14 protein-coding genes and 1 tRNA gene are annotated in these 15418 nt (G+C 66.8%); 6 read left to right on the top strand and 9 right to left on the bottom strand.

All coding sequences use genetic code 11. From position 1 onward, the window contains the following. Positions 1–6: 6 nt before the first annotated feature. Positions 7–651 carry a hypothetical protein gene (locus ABIA70_RS05985; RefSeq protein WP_354146682.1) on the top strand — a complete coding sequence of 215 codons (645 nt, stop codon included), beginning with the start codon at positions 7–9 and terminating at the stop codon, positions 649–651. On the opposite strand, the gene ABIA70_RS05980 is transcribed toward ABIA70_RS05985, so the two are convergent. Next, positions 572–1390 (bottom strand): DUF998 domain-containing protein, encoded by an 819-nt coding sequence (locus ABIA70_RS05980; RefSeq protein WP_354146681.1) that lies wholly within the window; start codon positions 1388–1390, stop codon positions 572–574. The two genes, ABIA70_RS05985 and ABIA70_RS05980, sit on opposite strands and share 80 nt — an antisense overlap. An 84-nt stretch (positions 1391–1474) precedes the next feature. Here ABIA70_RS05980 and ABIA70_RS05975 point away from each other — a divergent pair. The 3 genes from ABIA70_RS05975 (at position 1475) to ABIA70_RS05965 (ending at position 2492) form a co-directional block, all read left to right on the top strand. After that, positions 1475–1547, top strand: a tRNA-Arg gene (locus tag ABIA70_RS05975). A 1-nt stretch (position 1548) separates the two neighbouring features. Beyond that, entirely contained in the window at positions 1549–2043 is a 495-nt protein-coding gene (locus ABIA70_RS05970; protein WP_354146680.1) for a DUF6314 family protein, read from the top strand. Beyond that, positions 2040–2492 carry an NUDIX hydrolase gene (locus ABIA70_RS05965; protein ID WP_354146679.1) on the top strand — a complete coding sequence of 151 codons (453 nt, stop codon included), beginning with the start codon at positions 2040–2042 and terminating at the stop codon, positions 2490–2492. Before ABIA70_RS05970 ends, ABIA70_RS05965 begins: the two co-directional genes overlap by 4 nt. A 28-nt stretch (positions 2493–2520) precedes the next feature. On the opposite strand, the gene ABIA70_RS05960 is transcribed toward ABIA70_RS05965, so the two are convergent. Together ABIA70_RS05960 and ABIA70_RS05955 are read right to left on the bottom strand one after the other, a co-directional pair. Continuing rightward, entirely contained in the window at positions 2521–4434 is a 1914-nt protein-coding gene (locus ABIA70_RS05960; protein ID WP_354146678.1) for an ABC transporter ATP-binding protein, read from the bottom strand. Beyond that, positions 4431–6095 carry an ABC-F family ATP-binding cassette domain-containing protein gene (locus tag ABIA70_RS05955; RefSeq protein ID WP_354146677.1) on the bottom strand — a complete coding sequence of 555 codons (1665 nt, stop codon included), beginning with the start codon at positions 6093–6095 and terminating at the stop codon, positions 4431–4433. The genes ABIA70_RS05960 and ABIA70_RS05955 overlap by 4 nt, the downstream gene beginning before the upstream one ends. A gap of 250 nt (positions 6096–6345) precedes the next feature. On the opposite strand from ABIA70_RS05955, the gene ABIA70_RS05950 reads away from it, so the two are divergent. Together ABIA70_RS05950 and ABIA70_RS05945 are read left to right on the top strand one after the other, a co-directional pair. Next, complete coding sequence (locus tag ABIA70_RS05950; RefSeq protein ID WP_354146676.1) at positions 6346–7113, top strand: CsbD family protein; 768 nt, start codon at positions 6346–6348, stop codon at positions 7111–7113. Further along, positions 7110–7847: a hypothetical protein gene (locus ABIA70_RS05945; RefSeq protein ID WP_354146675.1), complete on the top strand. Its 738-nt coding sequence runs from the start codon at positions 7110–7112 to the stop codon at positions 7845–7847. The genes ABIA70_RS05950 and ABIA70_RS05945 overlap by 4 nt, the downstream gene beginning before the upstream one ends. 202 nt (positions 7848–8049) lie before the next feature. On the opposite strand, the gene ABIA70_RS05940 is transcribed toward ABIA70_RS05945, so the two are convergent. The 6 genes from ABIA70_RS05940 to ABIA70_RS05915 all read right to left on the bottom strand — a co-directional run bounded on the left by ABIA70_RS05940 (position 8050) and on the right by ABIA70_RS05915 (position 15252). Then, complete coding sequence (locus ABIA70_RS05940) at positions 8050–11097, bottom strand: alpha-mannosidase (RefSeq protein WP_354146674.1); 3048 nt, start codon at positions 11095–11097, stop codon at positions 8050–8052. A gap of 133 nt (positions 11098–11230) precedes the next feature. Beyond that, positions 11231–12118, bottom strand: a complete 888-nt coding sequence (gene fdhD, locus ABIA70_RS05935) for a formate dehydrogenase accessory sulfurtransferase FdhD (RefSeq protein WP_354146673.1) — start codon at positions 12116–12118, stop codon at positions 11231–11233. Between the two features lie 129 nt (positions 12119–12247). Next, positions 12248–13720, bottom strand: a complete 1473-nt coding sequence (locus ABIA70_RS05930) for a molybdopterin molybdotransferase MoeA (protein ID WP_354146672.1) — start codon at positions 13718–13720, stop codon at positions 12248–12250. 10 nt (positions 13721–13730) lie between these two features. After that, positions 13731–14024, bottom strand: coding sequence for a DUF6457 domain-containing protein (locus ABIA70_RS05925; RefSeq protein WP_354146671.1), 294 nt, complete (start codon positions 14022–14024; stop codon positions 13731–13733). Continuing rightward, positions 14021–14698 (bottom strand): molybdenum cofactor guanylyltransferase, encoded by a 678-nt coding sequence (gene mobA, locus ABIA70_RS05920; protein WP_354146670.1) that lies wholly within the window; start codon positions 14696–14698, stop codon positions 14021–14023. The genes ABIA70_RS05925 and mobA overlap by 4 nt, the downstream gene beginning before the upstream one ends. Positions 14699–14751: 53 nt before the next feature. Beyond that, positions 14752–15252 carry an HNH endonuclease gene (locus tag ABIA70_RS05915; protein WP_354146669.1) on the bottom strand — a complete coding sequence of 167 codons (501 nt, stop codon included), beginning with the start codon at positions 15250–15252 and terminating at the stop codon, positions 14752–14754. Between the last annotated feature and the right edge of the window lie 166 nt (positions 15253–15418).

Genomic DNA, 15418 nt, shown 5'->3' with positions numbered 1-15418 from the left:
GGTGCCATGGCAAAGACCCCAGCGCAGCGGATCAGGAAGCACGGCTCGAAGGCTGTTGTTCCGGAGCACAACCTTCCGTCTGTCATCAACCCCACCACGGCACGGTCGCCTCAGAAGGCCCAGAGCAACAGCAGCCTCATCCTGATCGCCGGCGTGGTGGTGAGCCTGTTCCTGTTCTGGTACCTCCACCTGCTGACGCTGAACCAGCTGACCCAGCTCTCCGGCGGACTTGCCATGCCGGATTCGCTGGTGGGTGGCTTTGACCCGGACTACGTGGGCCAGTTGCGCGATGCCATGGACGGCGACGCCCGCGGACAGCTCAACTACGTCCACAAAACGGCGGGCACCCTGTTCCCGCTCATCTTCGGTTTCACATGGCTCCTGCTGATCGGGACCAACGTGGCCAGGACATCCATCCGCTGGGCGCTCTGGGCCCTCCCCCTGCTGTTTGTGGTCGCCCGGCTGTGGGGCAACGTCGCCGTCGATGCCCTGTTTGGATCGGAAACGCCCGACGCCGGCCAGGTGGCCCTGGCTTCCGGCCTCACCGTTGCCGGCTGGGCCCTGCTGGTCCTCAGCCTGCTGGCTGGCGCGGCGGCAGTGTTCCTGGCAAGCCGGAAGCGCCGGTCCCCCGCCCCGGAACGCACGCCATAGCCCGCAGCTCCTTGCGGTGCCGGTGCACCCGCTGGGCGATCACCAGCCCTGCGGTGGCCATGCCCACCGTTACCGGATAACCCATCAGCCGCTCCAGCGTGCCCGGTTCCGGAACGTCCAGCCGCGTCAGCCCGGCGGTGACAAGGGCCGCAGCCGACACCAGGCCGCAGGCAAGGATGAACCACGCCATGGGGGTTTTGTGCAGCCACAGCAGGCCCAAGACCAGGAGGGCCAGCGCGCCGGCGATGAAGTACATCACGGCTCCCACGAAATGCCAGACCGAGCCCACGTCCTCGGGCACCAGGCCCACCAGCACTGTGCCCGCCCCCGCGGTTCCGGTGAGGATTCGCACCGCTGCGGCGGCCACCCATGGCCTCCTGCGGCGAGGCTGGACAGCGGCGCCCGGCCGGGCGGCCACGCGGAGCAGCGCGGTGCTGAGCAGCAGCGCCCCCAGGAACATTCCGAGCCCCTGGACCACAAAAGAGGCATTCATCAGCCAGTTCAAGGGCGAGCACACCTCCCGGCCATCGTAGATCCCGCAGTGGATGGCGCCCAGGTCACTGATGTAGCCGGTGCGGAGGTCATAGGGACGCGGGCCGGCCCACGCGCCTATCACTGCCGCCTCGGCCGCGAAATACTGCAGAACGCTCAGGACGGACCACGCGCCGATGTACTGCCGGGTGGATGTTGTGTCGGGGATATAGGCCACCGCGGAAGCAGCGGACGGGGCTGATCTCATGCCAAGAGCGTAGTACGGGCGCGCACCTTGTATGCTGGTATCCGTGTCCGGACGGACCGGCCCTGCCGGATCGTCGGGAAACATGCCCTCGTAGCTCAGTGGATAGAGCACGGCTCTCCTAAAGCCGGTGTCGTTGGTTCGATTCCAATCGAGGGCACTTGAACTTGTCCGTCCAGGAGTTTGACCTCCGCGCGTACCTGCTGGGGGCAGGCACAGGTCCCGGGCAGCCCGGAACCTGGTCTGTTGAGCGTCAGCTGCTTGACCGCGCAACAGGCACCTGCGGCACCTTTTCCGGCGTCGTGCGTTTCTCCCCCACGGACGACGGCGGCCTGGCCTTCCACGAGGAAGGCACCATGCGCTGGCCCACCTTCACCGGTCCCGCCTCACGCGATTACACCCTCAAACCCGGCGGCCAACCCGATGCCCTTGACGTGTTCTTTGCCGACGGCCGGCCGTTCCACCGGATGAGCTTCTCCCCTGTTGCCAGCCAGGACAACCACTGGTGCGATCCCGATACCTACCGTGTGAGCTACACCTTCGAGGGGCCGGACATGTTCGGGTACACGTGGGATGTCACCGGTCCGCACAAGGACCTGCTGCTCACCTCACGGCTGCAGAGGAAGCCGGCCGGGCAGCTAGGCTCGGAACCGTGAAAGCCCGCATTGTTGTCTCCGCCGTCTGTGTGTTCGACGCCGCCGGCCGGCTCCTGACCGTCCGCAAGCGCGGCACCGTGATGTTTATGCACCCCGGCGGCAAGCCCGAGGCAGGCGAATCCGCTGTGCAGGCAGCAGCCCGGGAGCTCAGGGAAGAAGTGGGGATCGTGGTGCAGCCCGGAGAGCTTGAGCTGATGGGCGTCTGGATCGCCGACGCCGCCAACGAGGCCGCCACGGACATCGAGGCCACCGTCTTCAGGGCGCCGGGGACCTGGACCGCGCACCCGTCAGCCGAAATCGACGAAATCCGTTGGCTGGACCTGGCTGCACTCGATGGCGGCGCTGTGCTCCCCGGTGACCTCGCACCGCTCCTGACGGACCACATCCTGCCGGAACTCGCGTCACCCGCCATCCAAAGGCGGGATCCCGGCGCTAAGAAGGGTCTTTAGCGCCGGGATCCCGCCACTCGATCAGGGGTCAGTACTCCGGAACGGCTTCCACCGCCACCGCCGTGGCCTCAGCGAACTGGGTGCGGTACAGCTCGGCGTAGCGGCCGTCGGCTGCGAGCAGCTCGGTGTGCGAGCCGCGCTCCACGATCTGCCCGTCCTCCACCACCAGGATCATGTCGGCGGCCCGGATGGTGGACAGCCGGTGGGCAATCACGACGGCGGTGCGCCCCTCGAGCGCTGCGCCCAGGGCTGCCTGGACGGCTGCTTCGTTCGTGGAATCGAGCGCGGCCGTCGCCTCGTCCAGGATCACGACGCGGGGCTGGGAGATCAGCAGCCGGGCGATGGTGAGCCGCTGGCGTTCGCCGCCGGAGAGCCGGTAGCCGCGCTCCCCCACCACGGTGTCCAGGCCGTCCGGCAGGGACCGGATCATGGTTTCCAGGCGGGCCTGCCTGATGGCGTCCCACATGTCTTCCTCGGTGGCGTCCGGCCGGGCGAGCCGGAGGTTGGAGGCGATGGACTCGTGGAACAGATGGCCGTCCTGGGTGACCATGCCGAGAGTGGCGCGCATCGAATCGAAAGTGAGGTCACGGACATCCACGCCCACGCCGCCGTCCACGCCGCCGAAGCGCACGGCGCCGGAGTCGACGTCGTATAGCCGCGAGAGCAGCTGGGCGATGGTGGACTTGCCGGCACCGGAGGAGCCCACCAGGGCCACTGTCTGTCCAGGTTCCACCCGGAAGCTGATCCCGTGCAGCACTTCCTCGCCGCCCCGGGTGTCCAGCGTGGAGACATCTTCGAGGGATGCCAGCGAGACCTTGTCGGCAGAGGGGTAGGAGAAGCGGACGTTGTCGAACTCCACGGACAGCGGGCCGCCCGGCGATTCGACAGCATCCGGCTTCTGCTTGATCAGCGGCTTGAGGTCCAGGATTTCAAAGACACGCTCGAAGCTGACCAGGGCGCTCATGATTTCCACCCGGGCGTTGGAGAGCGCCGTGAGCGGCGCGTAGAGCCGGGTGAGGAGCAGGGCCAGGACCACCACGTCGCCGGCGGCCAGCTGACCGCCAAGGGCGAGCCAGCCGCCAAGTCCGTACACCAGCGCGAGGGCAAGCGCGGAGACCAGCGTGAGCGCGGTGACGAAGGTGAACTGCAGCATGGCCGTACGGACGCCGATGTCACGCACCCGGCCGGCGCGGACCGCAAACTCGCGGGACTCCTCGTCCGGCCGGCCGAAGAGCTTCACCAGGGTGGCGCCGGGCGCTGAGAAGCGCTCCGTCATCTGGGTGCCCATGGCGGCGTTGTGTTCCGCGGCCTCCCGCCGCAAATCCGCCAGCCTGGAGCCCATCCGACGCGCCGGGATCAGGAAGATGGGCAGCAGGATCATGGCCAGGACGGTGACCAGCCAGGACTTGTTCAGCATCACCACGAGCGTCAGGGCAAGCGCCACAACGTTGCTGACCACCCCGGAAAGGGTGCCGGCGAAGGCGGACTGCGCACCGATAACGTCATTGTTGAGCCGGCTGACCAGCGCCCCGGTACGGGTGCGCGTGAAGAAGGCGATCGGCATTTTCTGGACGTGGTCGAAGACTTTCGTGCGCAGGTCCACGATCACGCCTTCGCCGATCGTTGACGACAGCCATCTGGTTACCAGGCCGATCCCGGCTTCGGCCACGGCCACCAGTGCGATCAGCACCGCGAGCCAGATCACGGTTCCGGCCTCAGCTCGGGCGATGATCGCGTCCACCACCTGCCCGGCGAGCACCGGCGTCGCGACCGCCAGGACCGCCATCACAATGGACAGCAGCACAAAGGCAATCAATCTGCCGCGGTGCGGCCTCGCGAAACCGAAGACACGCTTCAGGGTCTCCTTGGAGAACGGCTTGGAACCGCTCGAGGCCCGGGTGATGTTGTAGAGGGAGCTCCACGCTACGCGATCCATGCTCATCGCAGTTGCTCCGTTGCGCCGGTCATCAATTCAGTCACCATTCCGTTGTCAACATTCCACCGGACGTCCAGCTGGACATTTTCCAGCAGCCTCCGGTCATGGGTTACTAACAGCAACGCGCCGTCATAACTTCCCAAAGCCTCTTCCAGCTGCTCAATGGCGGGCAGGTCAAGGTGGTTGGTGGGCTCATCCAGGACCAGCAGGTTGACCCCGCGTGCCTGCAGCAGAGCCAAAGCCGCCCGGGTGCGCTCGCCCGGCGACAGGGAATCGACGGAACGGGACGTATGGTCGGCCTTCAGGCCGAACTTGGCCAGCAGGGTGCGGACCTCAGCCGCCGTCAGGTCAGTAAGGACGGCTTCGACGGCGTCACCGAGGCTCAGGTGCCCGGCCAGCAGCCCGCGGGCCTGGTCGATTTCCCCGATGGCCACGGAGGCGCCCATGGCGGCATTTCCGGAGTCGGGCTCCTGGACACCCAGCAGCAGGCGCAGCAACGTCGATTTACCGGCGCCGTTGGGCCCCGTGATGCCGATCCGCTCGCCAGCGTTGAGCTGGAGATTGACCGGGCCAAGCGTGAAGCTTCCCTGCTTCACGACGGCGTCACGCAGGGTTGCCACCACGGCGCTGGACCGCGGGGCCTGGCCGATGGTGAATTGCAGCTGCCATTCCTTCCGCGGTTCCTCCACAACATCCAGCCGGGCGATCCGGGATTCCATCTGCCGGACCTTCTGCGCCTGCTTCTCCGAGGACTCGGTGCTGGCGGCCCGGCGGATCTTGTCATTGTCCGGGCTCTTCTTCATCGCATTCCGCACGCCCTGGGAGCTCCATTCGCGCTGGGTGCGTGCCCGGGAGACGAGGTCCGCCTTGGTGGAGGCGAACTCCTCGAACTTTTCCCGTGCGTGGCGCCGGGCGACGGCGCGCTCCTCCAGGAACGCCTCGTAGCCGCCGTCGTAGACAGCCACGGAGTTCTGGGCGAGGTCCAGTTCGACGATGGTGGTGACGCAGCGGGCCAGGAACTCGCGGTCGTGGGAGACCAGTACAACACCGCCGCGCAGGCCCTGGACAAAAGCCTCCAGCTTGGCCAGGCCGGCGAGGTCCAGATCGTTGGTGGGCTCATCCAGCAGGACAATATCGAAGCGGCTGAGCAGCAGCGCAGCCAGGGCCACACGGGCGGCCTGCCCGCCGGAAAGTCCCGTCATGGGGGCATCGGCGCCGGTCTCGAGTCCCAGATCGGCAAGGACGGCGGGAATGCGTTCGTCGAGGTCGGCCGCCCCGGAAGCCATCCAGCGGTCAAAGGCCAGGGAGTAGGCATCATCGGCGCCGGGAGCTCCCGAGCCCAGGGCCTCGGCGGTGGACTCCATCTCGGCTGTCGCCTGCGCGCATCCGGTCCGGCGTGCGATGTACGCGGCGACGGTCTCCCCTGCCACGCGTTCGTGTTCCTGGGGCAGCCACCCCACAAAAGCGTCGGCGGGGGCCAGGTTCACGGTGCCGTCCTGGGGCTCGTCCACCCCCGCAAGCAACCGCAGGAGGGTGGACTTGCCTGCTCCGTTGGCGCCCACCACGCCCACTACGTCACCGGGCGCCACTGTCAGGGACAGCTTTGAGAAGAGTGTGCGGTGGTCGTGGCCACCGGAAAGGTCTTTGGCAACAAGGGTTGCAGTCATGTGTGGGTCTTTCCTCTCACTGCGGCCGGGCCGGAGGAGCCGCGTGAATCCGCCGGAAAGTGCAGGGAAATCCGCAGCTCGGCGCTCCGCAAAGTGCCGGGGCACTAAAGAGCCCGCCGGTCCGGACTTGGGGGGTGTACGGACCAACGGGCTCGACCATCAAGCATAGTCGACTCCGCAAGCCGGACCAAATTGCGCATCAGCGTCAGGCTAAAATCATTGCAATCATCCGTTCTGCAGAGAGCCCTTAATGCCCATTCATGCCAAAGCGTTCCAACGCTGGCTGCAAGGCATCGCCCCGGACACGAGCACGTCAGACATTTGCCGGCTGTCCGGTATCAAGCGGACCACTCTGGCGCAACAGCTGGTCCGCGGCAAAGTGGCAGAGACGACCGTGGTGAGCATCAGCCGCGCCTACAACATCAATCCGCTCTCTGCGCTGGCAGCCTTTGACAGCTACAATTCCCTGGCGGAGCCGGCCCCCCAGCCCACCAGGTCCGAACTGGTCAGCCAGATCGCCACAGCGGACCTCCTGCGGGCCATACTGGCACGCTCAGTCGGCGTGCCGGCGGGCACGACCCCGGCCGGGGCAGCACCGGCGGGGTCACCCGTAGCGGACGCGCCTGGACTGGAGCCGCCCCCGCATGCCACTTCAGTGAAGAACTGGGTGGAGGCAATCGACGACGGCGAGCTGCGGCACCGGGTTTCGGAGGCCACCGGAATTGCCCCGCAGAACTATTCGGCCCAGCTGACCGCAAACCGGCTTGCCCCCGAACTGGCCATTGCCACCTCCGTGGCCGCCGGCGTCGGACCGGCCAATGGCCTGGTGGCCACCGGCCTGGTGACGGAGGCGGAAGCAGGCTGGGCACAGGGAGCCCGCCAGGGCGCCCTGGCCAGCCTCTCCGACGGAGAGCTGACCATCCTGGCCGGTGAACGGCTGCAGGCCCTCGGCCGGGCGCTCCGCCGGCAGGAACATGACCACGAACAAGCCGAAAAGATCTGGGAGAACCTGGGATGATCGAAATCCTGCAGTGGTCCACGCTGGCCATCTGCGTTGTCGTGGCAGCAGCCCGCATCCCCAATGCACTTCGAGGGGAAAACCGGTCCCTGTTCTACCTCTTCGCACTGATGGCCCTGGCCATCCTCCTCAGCATCGAGGCACCCTACGTTGCCATCGACCGCGTCCTTGGCGGCGTCAACGCAGCGAACCTCATTCTCCGCTTTGTCATCTTCGCCGCCATCTTCTTTGTGGGCATCCGGGTCACCAAGGGGTTCGGCGCCCCGGACGGCTACCGTCTTATTACCGGGCCGATCGGGATGGCGGCCCTCGGGCTTGTCTCGGTCACGGTGGTGGCTGTCTTCCTGATGATGGACACGGCCGGGTCCTCCGCTGGCCTGGGCGCAGTGGCGGCCAAAAGTGGCCGCAACGCGGTGCTCGCGGAGTACTACGGCGCTGCAGGCCGGGCCTACCCCGCCTATGTCGCCCTGGTCCTGCTGCCGACCATGTGCCGGGCATGCCGAAGCACCCTTCCGCCGCTGGTGCGGTTGGCTGCTTTGCTCCTGGCTATCGGTTCGGTTGCCGTCGGCCTGACCCTGCTGTTCCCGCTGATCCCGCCGGAACTGGGCTATGCGCAGTTCGTGATCAACTACACAGCGGTGCTCTGCTTTGTGGTCGGCCTGGCGCTGATCTGGGTCGCCAGGGTCCGCTACGGCGGGAAAGTTGCCCGGCGGCAGACTTCTACTGAAAAGTAACTTCGATCGCGTTTCACAAAATCATTATTTATGGCACAATCATGAATGTGTGAAGGTCGGTGCCGGTGTTTGCGAACGGGGATAACTTCTTGGACGCCGGGACATTCAGTCTTTTACGCACATTGGGGGGATGAGTGGTGGCGGCCTTTGGGGACCGCCCCCACTCAGCCTGTTTAAGGCCCCTGGTACGAATGCCCTGCAGCTAACGCAGAAACCTCAACGTCACCAGCTGGAACGGGCGCAGCGAAAGCTCCGCGCTCTGGCCCGTGCCGGATTTTCCCCTGCCGGGCCTCACGCCGGGAGCGTCGGTGGGACGCTCAAGCAGATCCGTCGCCTGGACCTTCCTGGCCGGGAAGTTCGCCGTCAGCACCCCGGCGGACCGCTCCCCCAGGGACTCGTAGAGGCGCACCACAATATCGCCCGAACCGTCTTCGGCCAGCTTGACGGCCTCGATGACAAGGGCGGGGTTGTCCAACGTGAACAGCGGCTCCACATCGCGGGCGCCCTGCACCATCCGCGGCACGAGGTTGGTGCGGTATCCCTCCTCCACAGCTTCCGCGATCCCGGCACCGGGCCGGACCGTCACGGTCAGTTCATGGTGGCCACGGTCCGCCGCCGGGTCCGGGAACTTAGGCGCCCGCAAGAGCGAGAGCCGCACGTTCGTGGTGGTGCCGCCGTCGGCCTCCCTGATGCTCCTGGTGACGTCGTGGCCGTAGGTGGACGTGTTGGAAATGGCGACGCCGTACCCCGGCTCGGCGACGTGGATCCAGCGGTGCGCGCAGATCTCGAACTTCGCAGCCTCCCATGAAGTGTTGACGTGGGTTGGCCGGAAGACGTGGCCGAACTGCGTTTCCGACGCCGAGCGGTCCGCCTTGACGTCCAGCGGGAAGCCGAGCTTGAGCAGTTTCTCGTGCTCCTGCCAGTCAATGGCTGTGGCGATGCCCAGGGAGTCGCTGCCGGCCTCCAGCGTGATCCGCTGGGTCACCGGCGACGAGCCGGCAACGCGTTCCACCACCACAACGGCGCTGGTGCCCGGGCGTTCAAGGGTGACAGCCTGTGCCTCCGTCAGGACCGTGACGTTGCGGCGGTAGAACTCATCGATGTCCCATGCATCCCATTCGTTCGGGGTGTCCCGGTGCAGCTCGAGCAGGTTGCCGCGGGTACCGGGAGCGATGGCTTCCCGGCCGGTTGCGTAGTCGGTGAGGGAGGCAAGCAGCCCATCAGAATCCACCACAGCCCTGATCACCCCGTTGTCCAGCACATAGCGGCCGTCGGCAGCGGTGGCCTGGACCGGTCCGCCGGCGACCAGGGGCTCTGCCACGCCGATGGCCGGAACCCCGTTCCGCGCATGGGGCGCTGCGTTGAGCAGGAATGTCTTTGAGCCTTGACCCACCAAGGCCGCTGCCGCCTGGCCGATCAGGGCTTCGAGTCCTTCGCTGATGGCGGTGTAGTTCCGCTCGGCGTCCTGGTGGACCCAGGCAATGGAACTGCCAGGCAGGATGTCGTGGAACTGGTGCAGGAGTACCAGCCGCCAGAGCCGCTTCAGTTCAGCGGCCGGATAGTCGTAGGCACCGGCGCTGCGGACCGCCGCGGTGGCGCACCAGAGTTCGGCCTCGCGGAGGAGGTGTTCGCTGCGCCGGTTGCCGCGTTTGGTCTGGGCCTGGCTCGTGTACGTTCCACGGTGGAGCTCCAGGTACATCTCGCCGGCCCACACGGGGAGGGCGGTGTACTCTTCTTCCGCCTCGGTGAAGAAACTTTCGGCGGAGCCCACCCGGACTTTGGGTGAGCCTTCGAGGTCTGCGGCCCGGTGGGCTGCTGCCAGCATTTCACGGGTGGGCCCGCCGCCGCCGTCGCCGTAGCCGAACGGCACCAGGGACGTGGTGCCCCGCCCGTGGTCGCGGTAGTTCCGCTCGGCGTGGGCGAGGTCGCGCGCGCTCAGCTCCGAGTTGTAGGTGTCCACCGGCGGGAAGTGGGTGAAGAGCCGGGTGCCGTCAATGCCTTCCCAATTGAAGGTGTGGTGCGGCATCCGGTTGATCTGGTTCCAGGAAATCTTCTGGGTAAGGAACCAGCGGCTGCCGGCTGACTTGACGATCTGGGGCAGGGCCGCCGAATAGCCGAAGGAGTCCGGAAGCCACGCCTCGCGGCATTCGACGCCGAACTCGTCCAGGAAGAAGTTCTTGCCCTCGATGAACTGCCGGGCCATGGCTTCACCGCCGGGCATGTTGGTGTCTGATTCGACCCACATGCCGCCGACAGGAACAAACTGGCCTGCTTTGACCTTCTCGCGGATCCGTCCGAAGAGCTCAGGGTAGAACTCCTTCATCCACGCAAACTGCTGGGCCGACGAGCAGGAGAACACAAAACCGGGGTCCTCATCCATCAGGGCCACCACGTTGGAGAATGTCCTGGCGCACTTGCGGATCGTTTCGCGCACGGGCCAGAGCCAAGCGGAGTCGATATGCGCATGGCCCGTAGCCACCAGCCGGTGGGCGGACGCATAAGCGGGCCGGGACAGGACTTCCGCCAGGGCCGCGCGTCCGGCGGCCGCAGTACCGGCGACGTCGTCGGGATCCATCAGATCCATCATCCGCTCCAGCGCGCGAAGGATTTCGTGCCGGCGGGGCAGCTCGGTGGGGAGCTCATGCATCAGCCCGGCGATGGTCCGGATGTCCTGCTGGAGCTCCCAGACGTTCTGGTTGAGTTCGGCGATGGCGATGGTGCCCAGCCTGTACTGAGGTGCCGTGCCCGCCGTTGCCTTGTCCCCGTACGGCGTGGCGGTGAAGGTCCAGCCCTGGGCAACATCCGGGTTGGCCGCGGCCTCGACATAGAAGTCAACGGCCATGCCGCTGCCCAGCAGTTTCAGCGGGATGTACTGGTTCCGCGGCGAAATGGCTTTGATAATGGTGCCGTCAGGGCGCCAGGCGATCCCTTCACACTGGAAACCCGGCGCCTCTGTGGTGAATCCGATATCGGCAACGATCTCCACATCGGTATCCGGGCCGGTACCCCAGCCCTCCGGCACGTCCCCCTGCAGGCGAAGCCATTTGGTACCCCAGGGCTTGCCCCAGGCGGCACCGTGTTCCTGCGGCAGGAAGTCGTGGCGCAGGGCCTCCATCACGGAGACAGGCTCGTCCGGCGCATCCCAGCTGCTCAGCTTCAGGGGAACGCTGCGGGTGTATACGGCGGGATTGATCCGCTCCCGGACAAACCGGTCCAGGCGGACCTCGGTGATCCGGCGGTTGTCATGCAATGTAAGCCCTCTTTAATGCTGGAACTGGAGTACTCAAATCCGGACAAACCCGTCCAAACGATGGATAAAATCTACTGGCAAGTAGCCAATTAGCCAAGCGTCAACCGCTACTCCGGGTCCTTCCCCGCCGAATTTATCCCGGGAGCTCTGCGGGAACCCGGACGTCCGGCAGCGTAATCCGGCCCTGCCCCGCGTAAATGTTCAGGCTTACCCCGCGGCTGAACCCGGCCAGGGTAATCCCGCTCGCTTCCGCCAGCTCAACGGCCAGGCTGGAAGGCGCACTCACGGCTGCCAGGACCGGGATCCCGGCCATGGCTGCTTTTTGGACGAGCTCAAAGGACGCCCGGCCCGACACCTGCAGGACGAGCCCCGAAAGAGGAAGGAGCCGTTCCCGCAGCGCCCAGCCCACCACCTTGTCGACCGCATTGTGCCGGCCCACGTCCTCGCGGAGGCACAGGAGCTGCACACCGCCGTCGTCGTCCACGCGGAAGAGGCCGGCCGCATGCACGCCGCCCGTTACGTCGAAAACTGCCTGGGCCTCACGGAGCCGCTCCGGAAGCGAAGCAAGGACGTCCGCCTGGACTGTCAACGGATCCGTGGCCGGGCTGAAATGGGAGGACTTCCGCACGGCATCGATCGAATCCGTGCCGCAGATCCCGCAGGAACTGGACGTGAAGACGTTCCGGCCCCTTTCCGGGAGCTGGACATCGGGGCGAAGCTGGGCCTCCACGACGTTGAAGGTCTGGACACCGTCCTCGTCCTCCCCCGCACAGAAACGCAGGGACACAAGCTGCTCGGCACTCCAGATGATCCCCTCGGATACAAGGAATCCGGCCACCAGGTCGAAGTCGTCCCCGGGCGTCCGCATGGTCACCGAAAACGACAGGCTGCCGAGCCTGATCTCGAGCGGTTCTTCGACGGCGAGCACATCTTCGCGGTGCCGGACCGGGAATTCAAGGGCATTTGGCGAGCCGTCAAGGACGTATTTGTGCACCTTGCGGCGTTGGGTCACTCGTCCCATCAGCTGACGGCCATCCTGCCTGCGGGAATCGGGCTGACGTTCCGGGGGTACCGGCTGGGGGTGTTCATAAATCAATCATCGCACCACCGGCCGGGACACAGCGCGGCGGGGCCTGCCCGGCGGGGCAGCTCAATCCAGCAAGGCACTCCAGTCCACCGGGCCGGCAGGCTTCGCGGGTTTCCTGCCCGTCGCACCGTTCTTGCCCGTCGCACCGTTCTGGGCGGCCGAAGTGTCCTCACCGGCCGCCTGCCCGGCAGTCCTGGCAGCCCTGGCCCGTGTTTTGGTGCCCGGCTGTTCGGGGGCGGGCACCGGCGGCCCCCAGGGCAGGGCGAATGCCGGTACCGGTTCGCCGAGCTGGACCCCGTGCGGCGGCACCACCATGACGCCGTGGGCCGAAGCAAGGCCGCGCATCATCCCCGGACCGGTATGCCCGACCGGTGAGGCCATGCCGTAGAGGAGCCGGAAGGGCATCAGCCTGGTGCGTCCGGGTTCCGGCTCAAGGGTGGTTCCGCAGGGCACCTCCTGGACCGGTGGCAGTGAGCCGTGGCCCAGCGCAGCCAGCAGCGGTCCGCCCACCGTGGACAATGCCATCATGGCCGCCAGGGGATTGCCGGGAAGCCCCAGGACAAACCGCCCGTCCGGGAGTTCTGCCAGGACGGCGGGGTGGCCGGGGCGCATGGCTATGCCGTCGATGATCAGCCGTCCGCCCAGTTCCGCCACCGCCCGGCGGAGATGGTCCGCGTCGGAGAGGCCCGTACCGCCGGTGGTGATGACGACATCGGCCGGCACGAAATCGTCACGGACGACGTCGGCAGCCGGCGACGCGGGGTCCGGCACCTCCGGTGCACGGTCCTCCAGACCTGCCAGCCAGTCAGTGTAGGAGTCGCCGATCCGTTCCTGCCCGCCGTAGATGCCGCCAAGCATTCCTACAACGGCGGAGAGCTGCGGGCCGAAGGTATCCCGCACCTGGCCGGGAGCGGGCAGCCCCTGCGCCACCACCTCCGACCCGGTCAGAAGCAGCTTCACCACGGGTTTGCCCTGGACCAGGAGGTCGTCGTGCCCGGCCAGGGCGGCGACAGCCAGATGGGCCGGGTTCAGCACCGCACCGGCTTTGACCAGCACCTCCCCCGCCGCCGCTTCTTCGCCTGCCCTGCGGATGTGCTGGCCGTTCCTCGGCTCCCCGGGGCGGGCGGTTCCGCCTGTCAGCAGGAGCGGCAGGCCGTCCTCGTCAGTGCCCAGCACGGCGCTCTCGCTCCGCAGGACCGCTTTGGCTCCCGGCGGAATCAGTCCGCCAGTGACGATGGGGCTGGCCTGATGGGGTGCCAGCCGCTGGCCGGGCTCCGCTACGATCCAGGGACCGCTGCCGTTGACCGCCCAACCGTCCATGGCCGACGACGCGTAGTGCGGCATGTCGTGAAGGGCAGTGATGTCCTCGGCCAGGACCCGGCCCAGAGCCTGCGTGAGGGGAACACGGCCCGGCGGGATGGGCGTCGCGGCGTCGAAGGCTGCTTTCCGTGCCTCCTCCCACGTATGGTCCAGGTGCTTTGCCGGGGTCTGGTGCGGGTCCGGATTTTCGGGTGCGTCGCCGGGGGCGGCGGTCATTCGGCAGGAATCATTCGACGGGCGTCCCTGCGGATTCGCCGTCATAGTCTTTAGCCAGCGAACGGGCAAGGTCCATGGCAGAGGCCATGGACACGGCGTCCGTCGCCTGTCCCGATCCCGCCGCCAGGCCGGCTGCAAAACCTGCGATAAAGGTAGTCAGCGGCGCGGCGGGGCGGACCACTGAGTGCGCTGCCACCCCGGCCAGCGACAGAATCGCATTGACGTCAATCTGGACGTCCTCAAGTTCGTAGGCCTGGAGCAGTGCCCGGCACCACTCTTCCAGTGTCTCGTCCTGGCTTTTCACGCCCTGCCTCCCAAATCATCTGCGGCCGCGGTTCCCCGCGAACCATCCAGGGCTTCCTCACCGGCCACTCCAAGTGCGGCGGCATCGTCCCAGGTGTCCACGTCAGCTGTGGAGCCCGCCGGGACAGCAACAAGCTGCACGTCCAGACTAGCAAGGAGTGCGGTGACTGAGACGTTGGTCAGGCCTCCGGCCGCTTTACGCTCTGCCACGGCACGTTGTAGCGCAGTCGTGCTATAAAACGCGACCAGAGGCTGGCGCCGGCCGTCCTCGGAGACAGCAACCACCCCGTCCGGCCGTGGGGCCTGTCCCGTGGCGGCCAGCGCATCCTTGAGCGCGGCCACCGCCAGCCCCACCTTGGGCATGTCGCATGCCAGGACCAGAGTGAAGGGGGGACGTTTGCCGCCCACGGCGGCCAGCCCCGCGAGCCCGGCACCGATGGCGGCCGCAGGACCGCCGAAGGGCGGCTCCTCACGGCAGCTGAGCAAGCCGGCAGGGACTGTCCCGGTGTCCGGACCAACCACGACGGCGGCCCGGGCGCCCCCGGCAGCGGCGGCCGAACGGCGGAGGAGGGAGTCGCCGTCGTACGTCAGACTCTGCTTGGGCACGCCTCCCAGCCGCGAAGAACGGCCTCCGGCAAGGATGACGGCATCAAAGTCCACGGGGTCAGGATCCACAGCTCCAGCCTAACCGTGCTGCTGACTCCACGGCAGCCCATCGGAAGCCGCGCTCAGGCAGCCCGTTCGGGCAGCAGGAAGGGGTCCCAGGCGGGCGTGGGCTTTTCGAGTTCCTTGATCTGCCAGATGGTGCCGTGCGGCGGCTCGGGGACGAACCTCAGCTTCCACCCCATTTCCGAGGGGGTGTGGTCTCCTTTGGTGTTGTTGCACCGGAGGCACGCAGCCACGAGGTTTTCCCAGGAGTCCGCACCGCCACGTGACTTGGGCTGGACATGGTCGATGGTGTGGGCTGCCTTGCCGCAATAGGCGCACCGGTGGCCGTCCCGCCGCAGTACCCCGCGGCGGCTCACGGCAGTGCTGTGGTTGTATCTCGGGCGGATGTAGCGGTTGAGGAGAATCACGGACGGGCGGCCCAGAATCTCCTGCGGCCCCACCACGGGGTCTTCGCCTTCCGCAACAACACTCGCCTTGCCCGTGAGCACAAGAACCAGCGCCCGGCGGAAGGTGATCACCGCCAGCGGTTCATATCCAGCATTCAGAACGAGAGTGCGCATGCACTTACCTCTTTGTGGCCGCACCCGTCAGGGGCACGAGGGCCGGCTGCCCCCGGCATATCCGGGCTATGGATCGACACCACAAGAGTAAACAAAGAAACCCTGGATCAACTAATCGTCGCCCGCAGGCACACTGCCGTGTCGGGTCCCGGCCCCTCAGCCACAT

Origin of the sequence: Arthrobacter sp. 754, assembly GCF_040548695.1 — a bacterium.
Taxonomy (GTDB): domain Bacteria; phylum Actinomycetota; class Actinomycetes; order Actinomycetales; family Micrococcaceae; genus Arthrobacter.
The sequence above is the reverse complement of the archived record's forward strand: the minus strand, read 5'-3'. Positions and strand labels throughout refer to the sequence as shown.

Bases quoted from the DNA above. Each gene is read 5' to 3' on its own strand.
- ABIA70_RS05985 (WP_354146682.1), top strand. From the start codon at position 7: ATGGCAAAGACCCCAGCGCAGCGGATCAGGAAGCACGGCTCGAAGGCT.
- ABIA70_RS05915 (WP_354146669.1), bottom strand. From the start codon at position 15,252: ATGCGCACTCTCGTTCTGAATGCTGGATATGAACCGCTGGCGGTGATC.
- ABIA70_RS05930 (WP_354146672.1), bottom strand. From the start codon at position 13,720: ATGACCGCCGCCCCCGGCGACGCACCCGAAAATCCGGACCCGCACCAG.
- ABIA70_RS05980 (WP_354146681.1), bottom strand. From the start codon at position 1,390: ATGAGATCAGCCCCGTCCGCTGCTTCCGCGGTGGCCTATATCCCCGAC.
- ABIA70_RS05950 (WP_354146676.1), top strand. From the start codon at position 6,346: ATGCCCATTCATGCCAAAGCGTTCCAACGCTGGCTGCAAGGCATCGCC.
- ABIA70_RS05960 (WP_354146678.1), bottom strand. From the start codon at position 4,434: ATGAGCATGGATCGCGTAGCGTGGAGCTCCCTCTACAACATCACCCGG.
- ABIA70_RS05955 (WP_354146677.1), bottom strand. From the start codon at position 6,095: ATGACTGCAACCCTTGTTGCCAAAGACCTTTCCGGTGGCCACGACCAC.
- fdhD (WP_354146673.1), bottom strand. From the start codon at position 12,118: ATGGGACGAGTGACCCAACGCCGCAAGGTGCACAAATACGTCCTTGAC.
- ABIA70_RS05945 (WP_354146675.1), top strand. From the start codon at position 7,110: ATGATCGAAATCCTGCAGTGGTCCACGCTGGCCATCTGCGTTGTCGTG.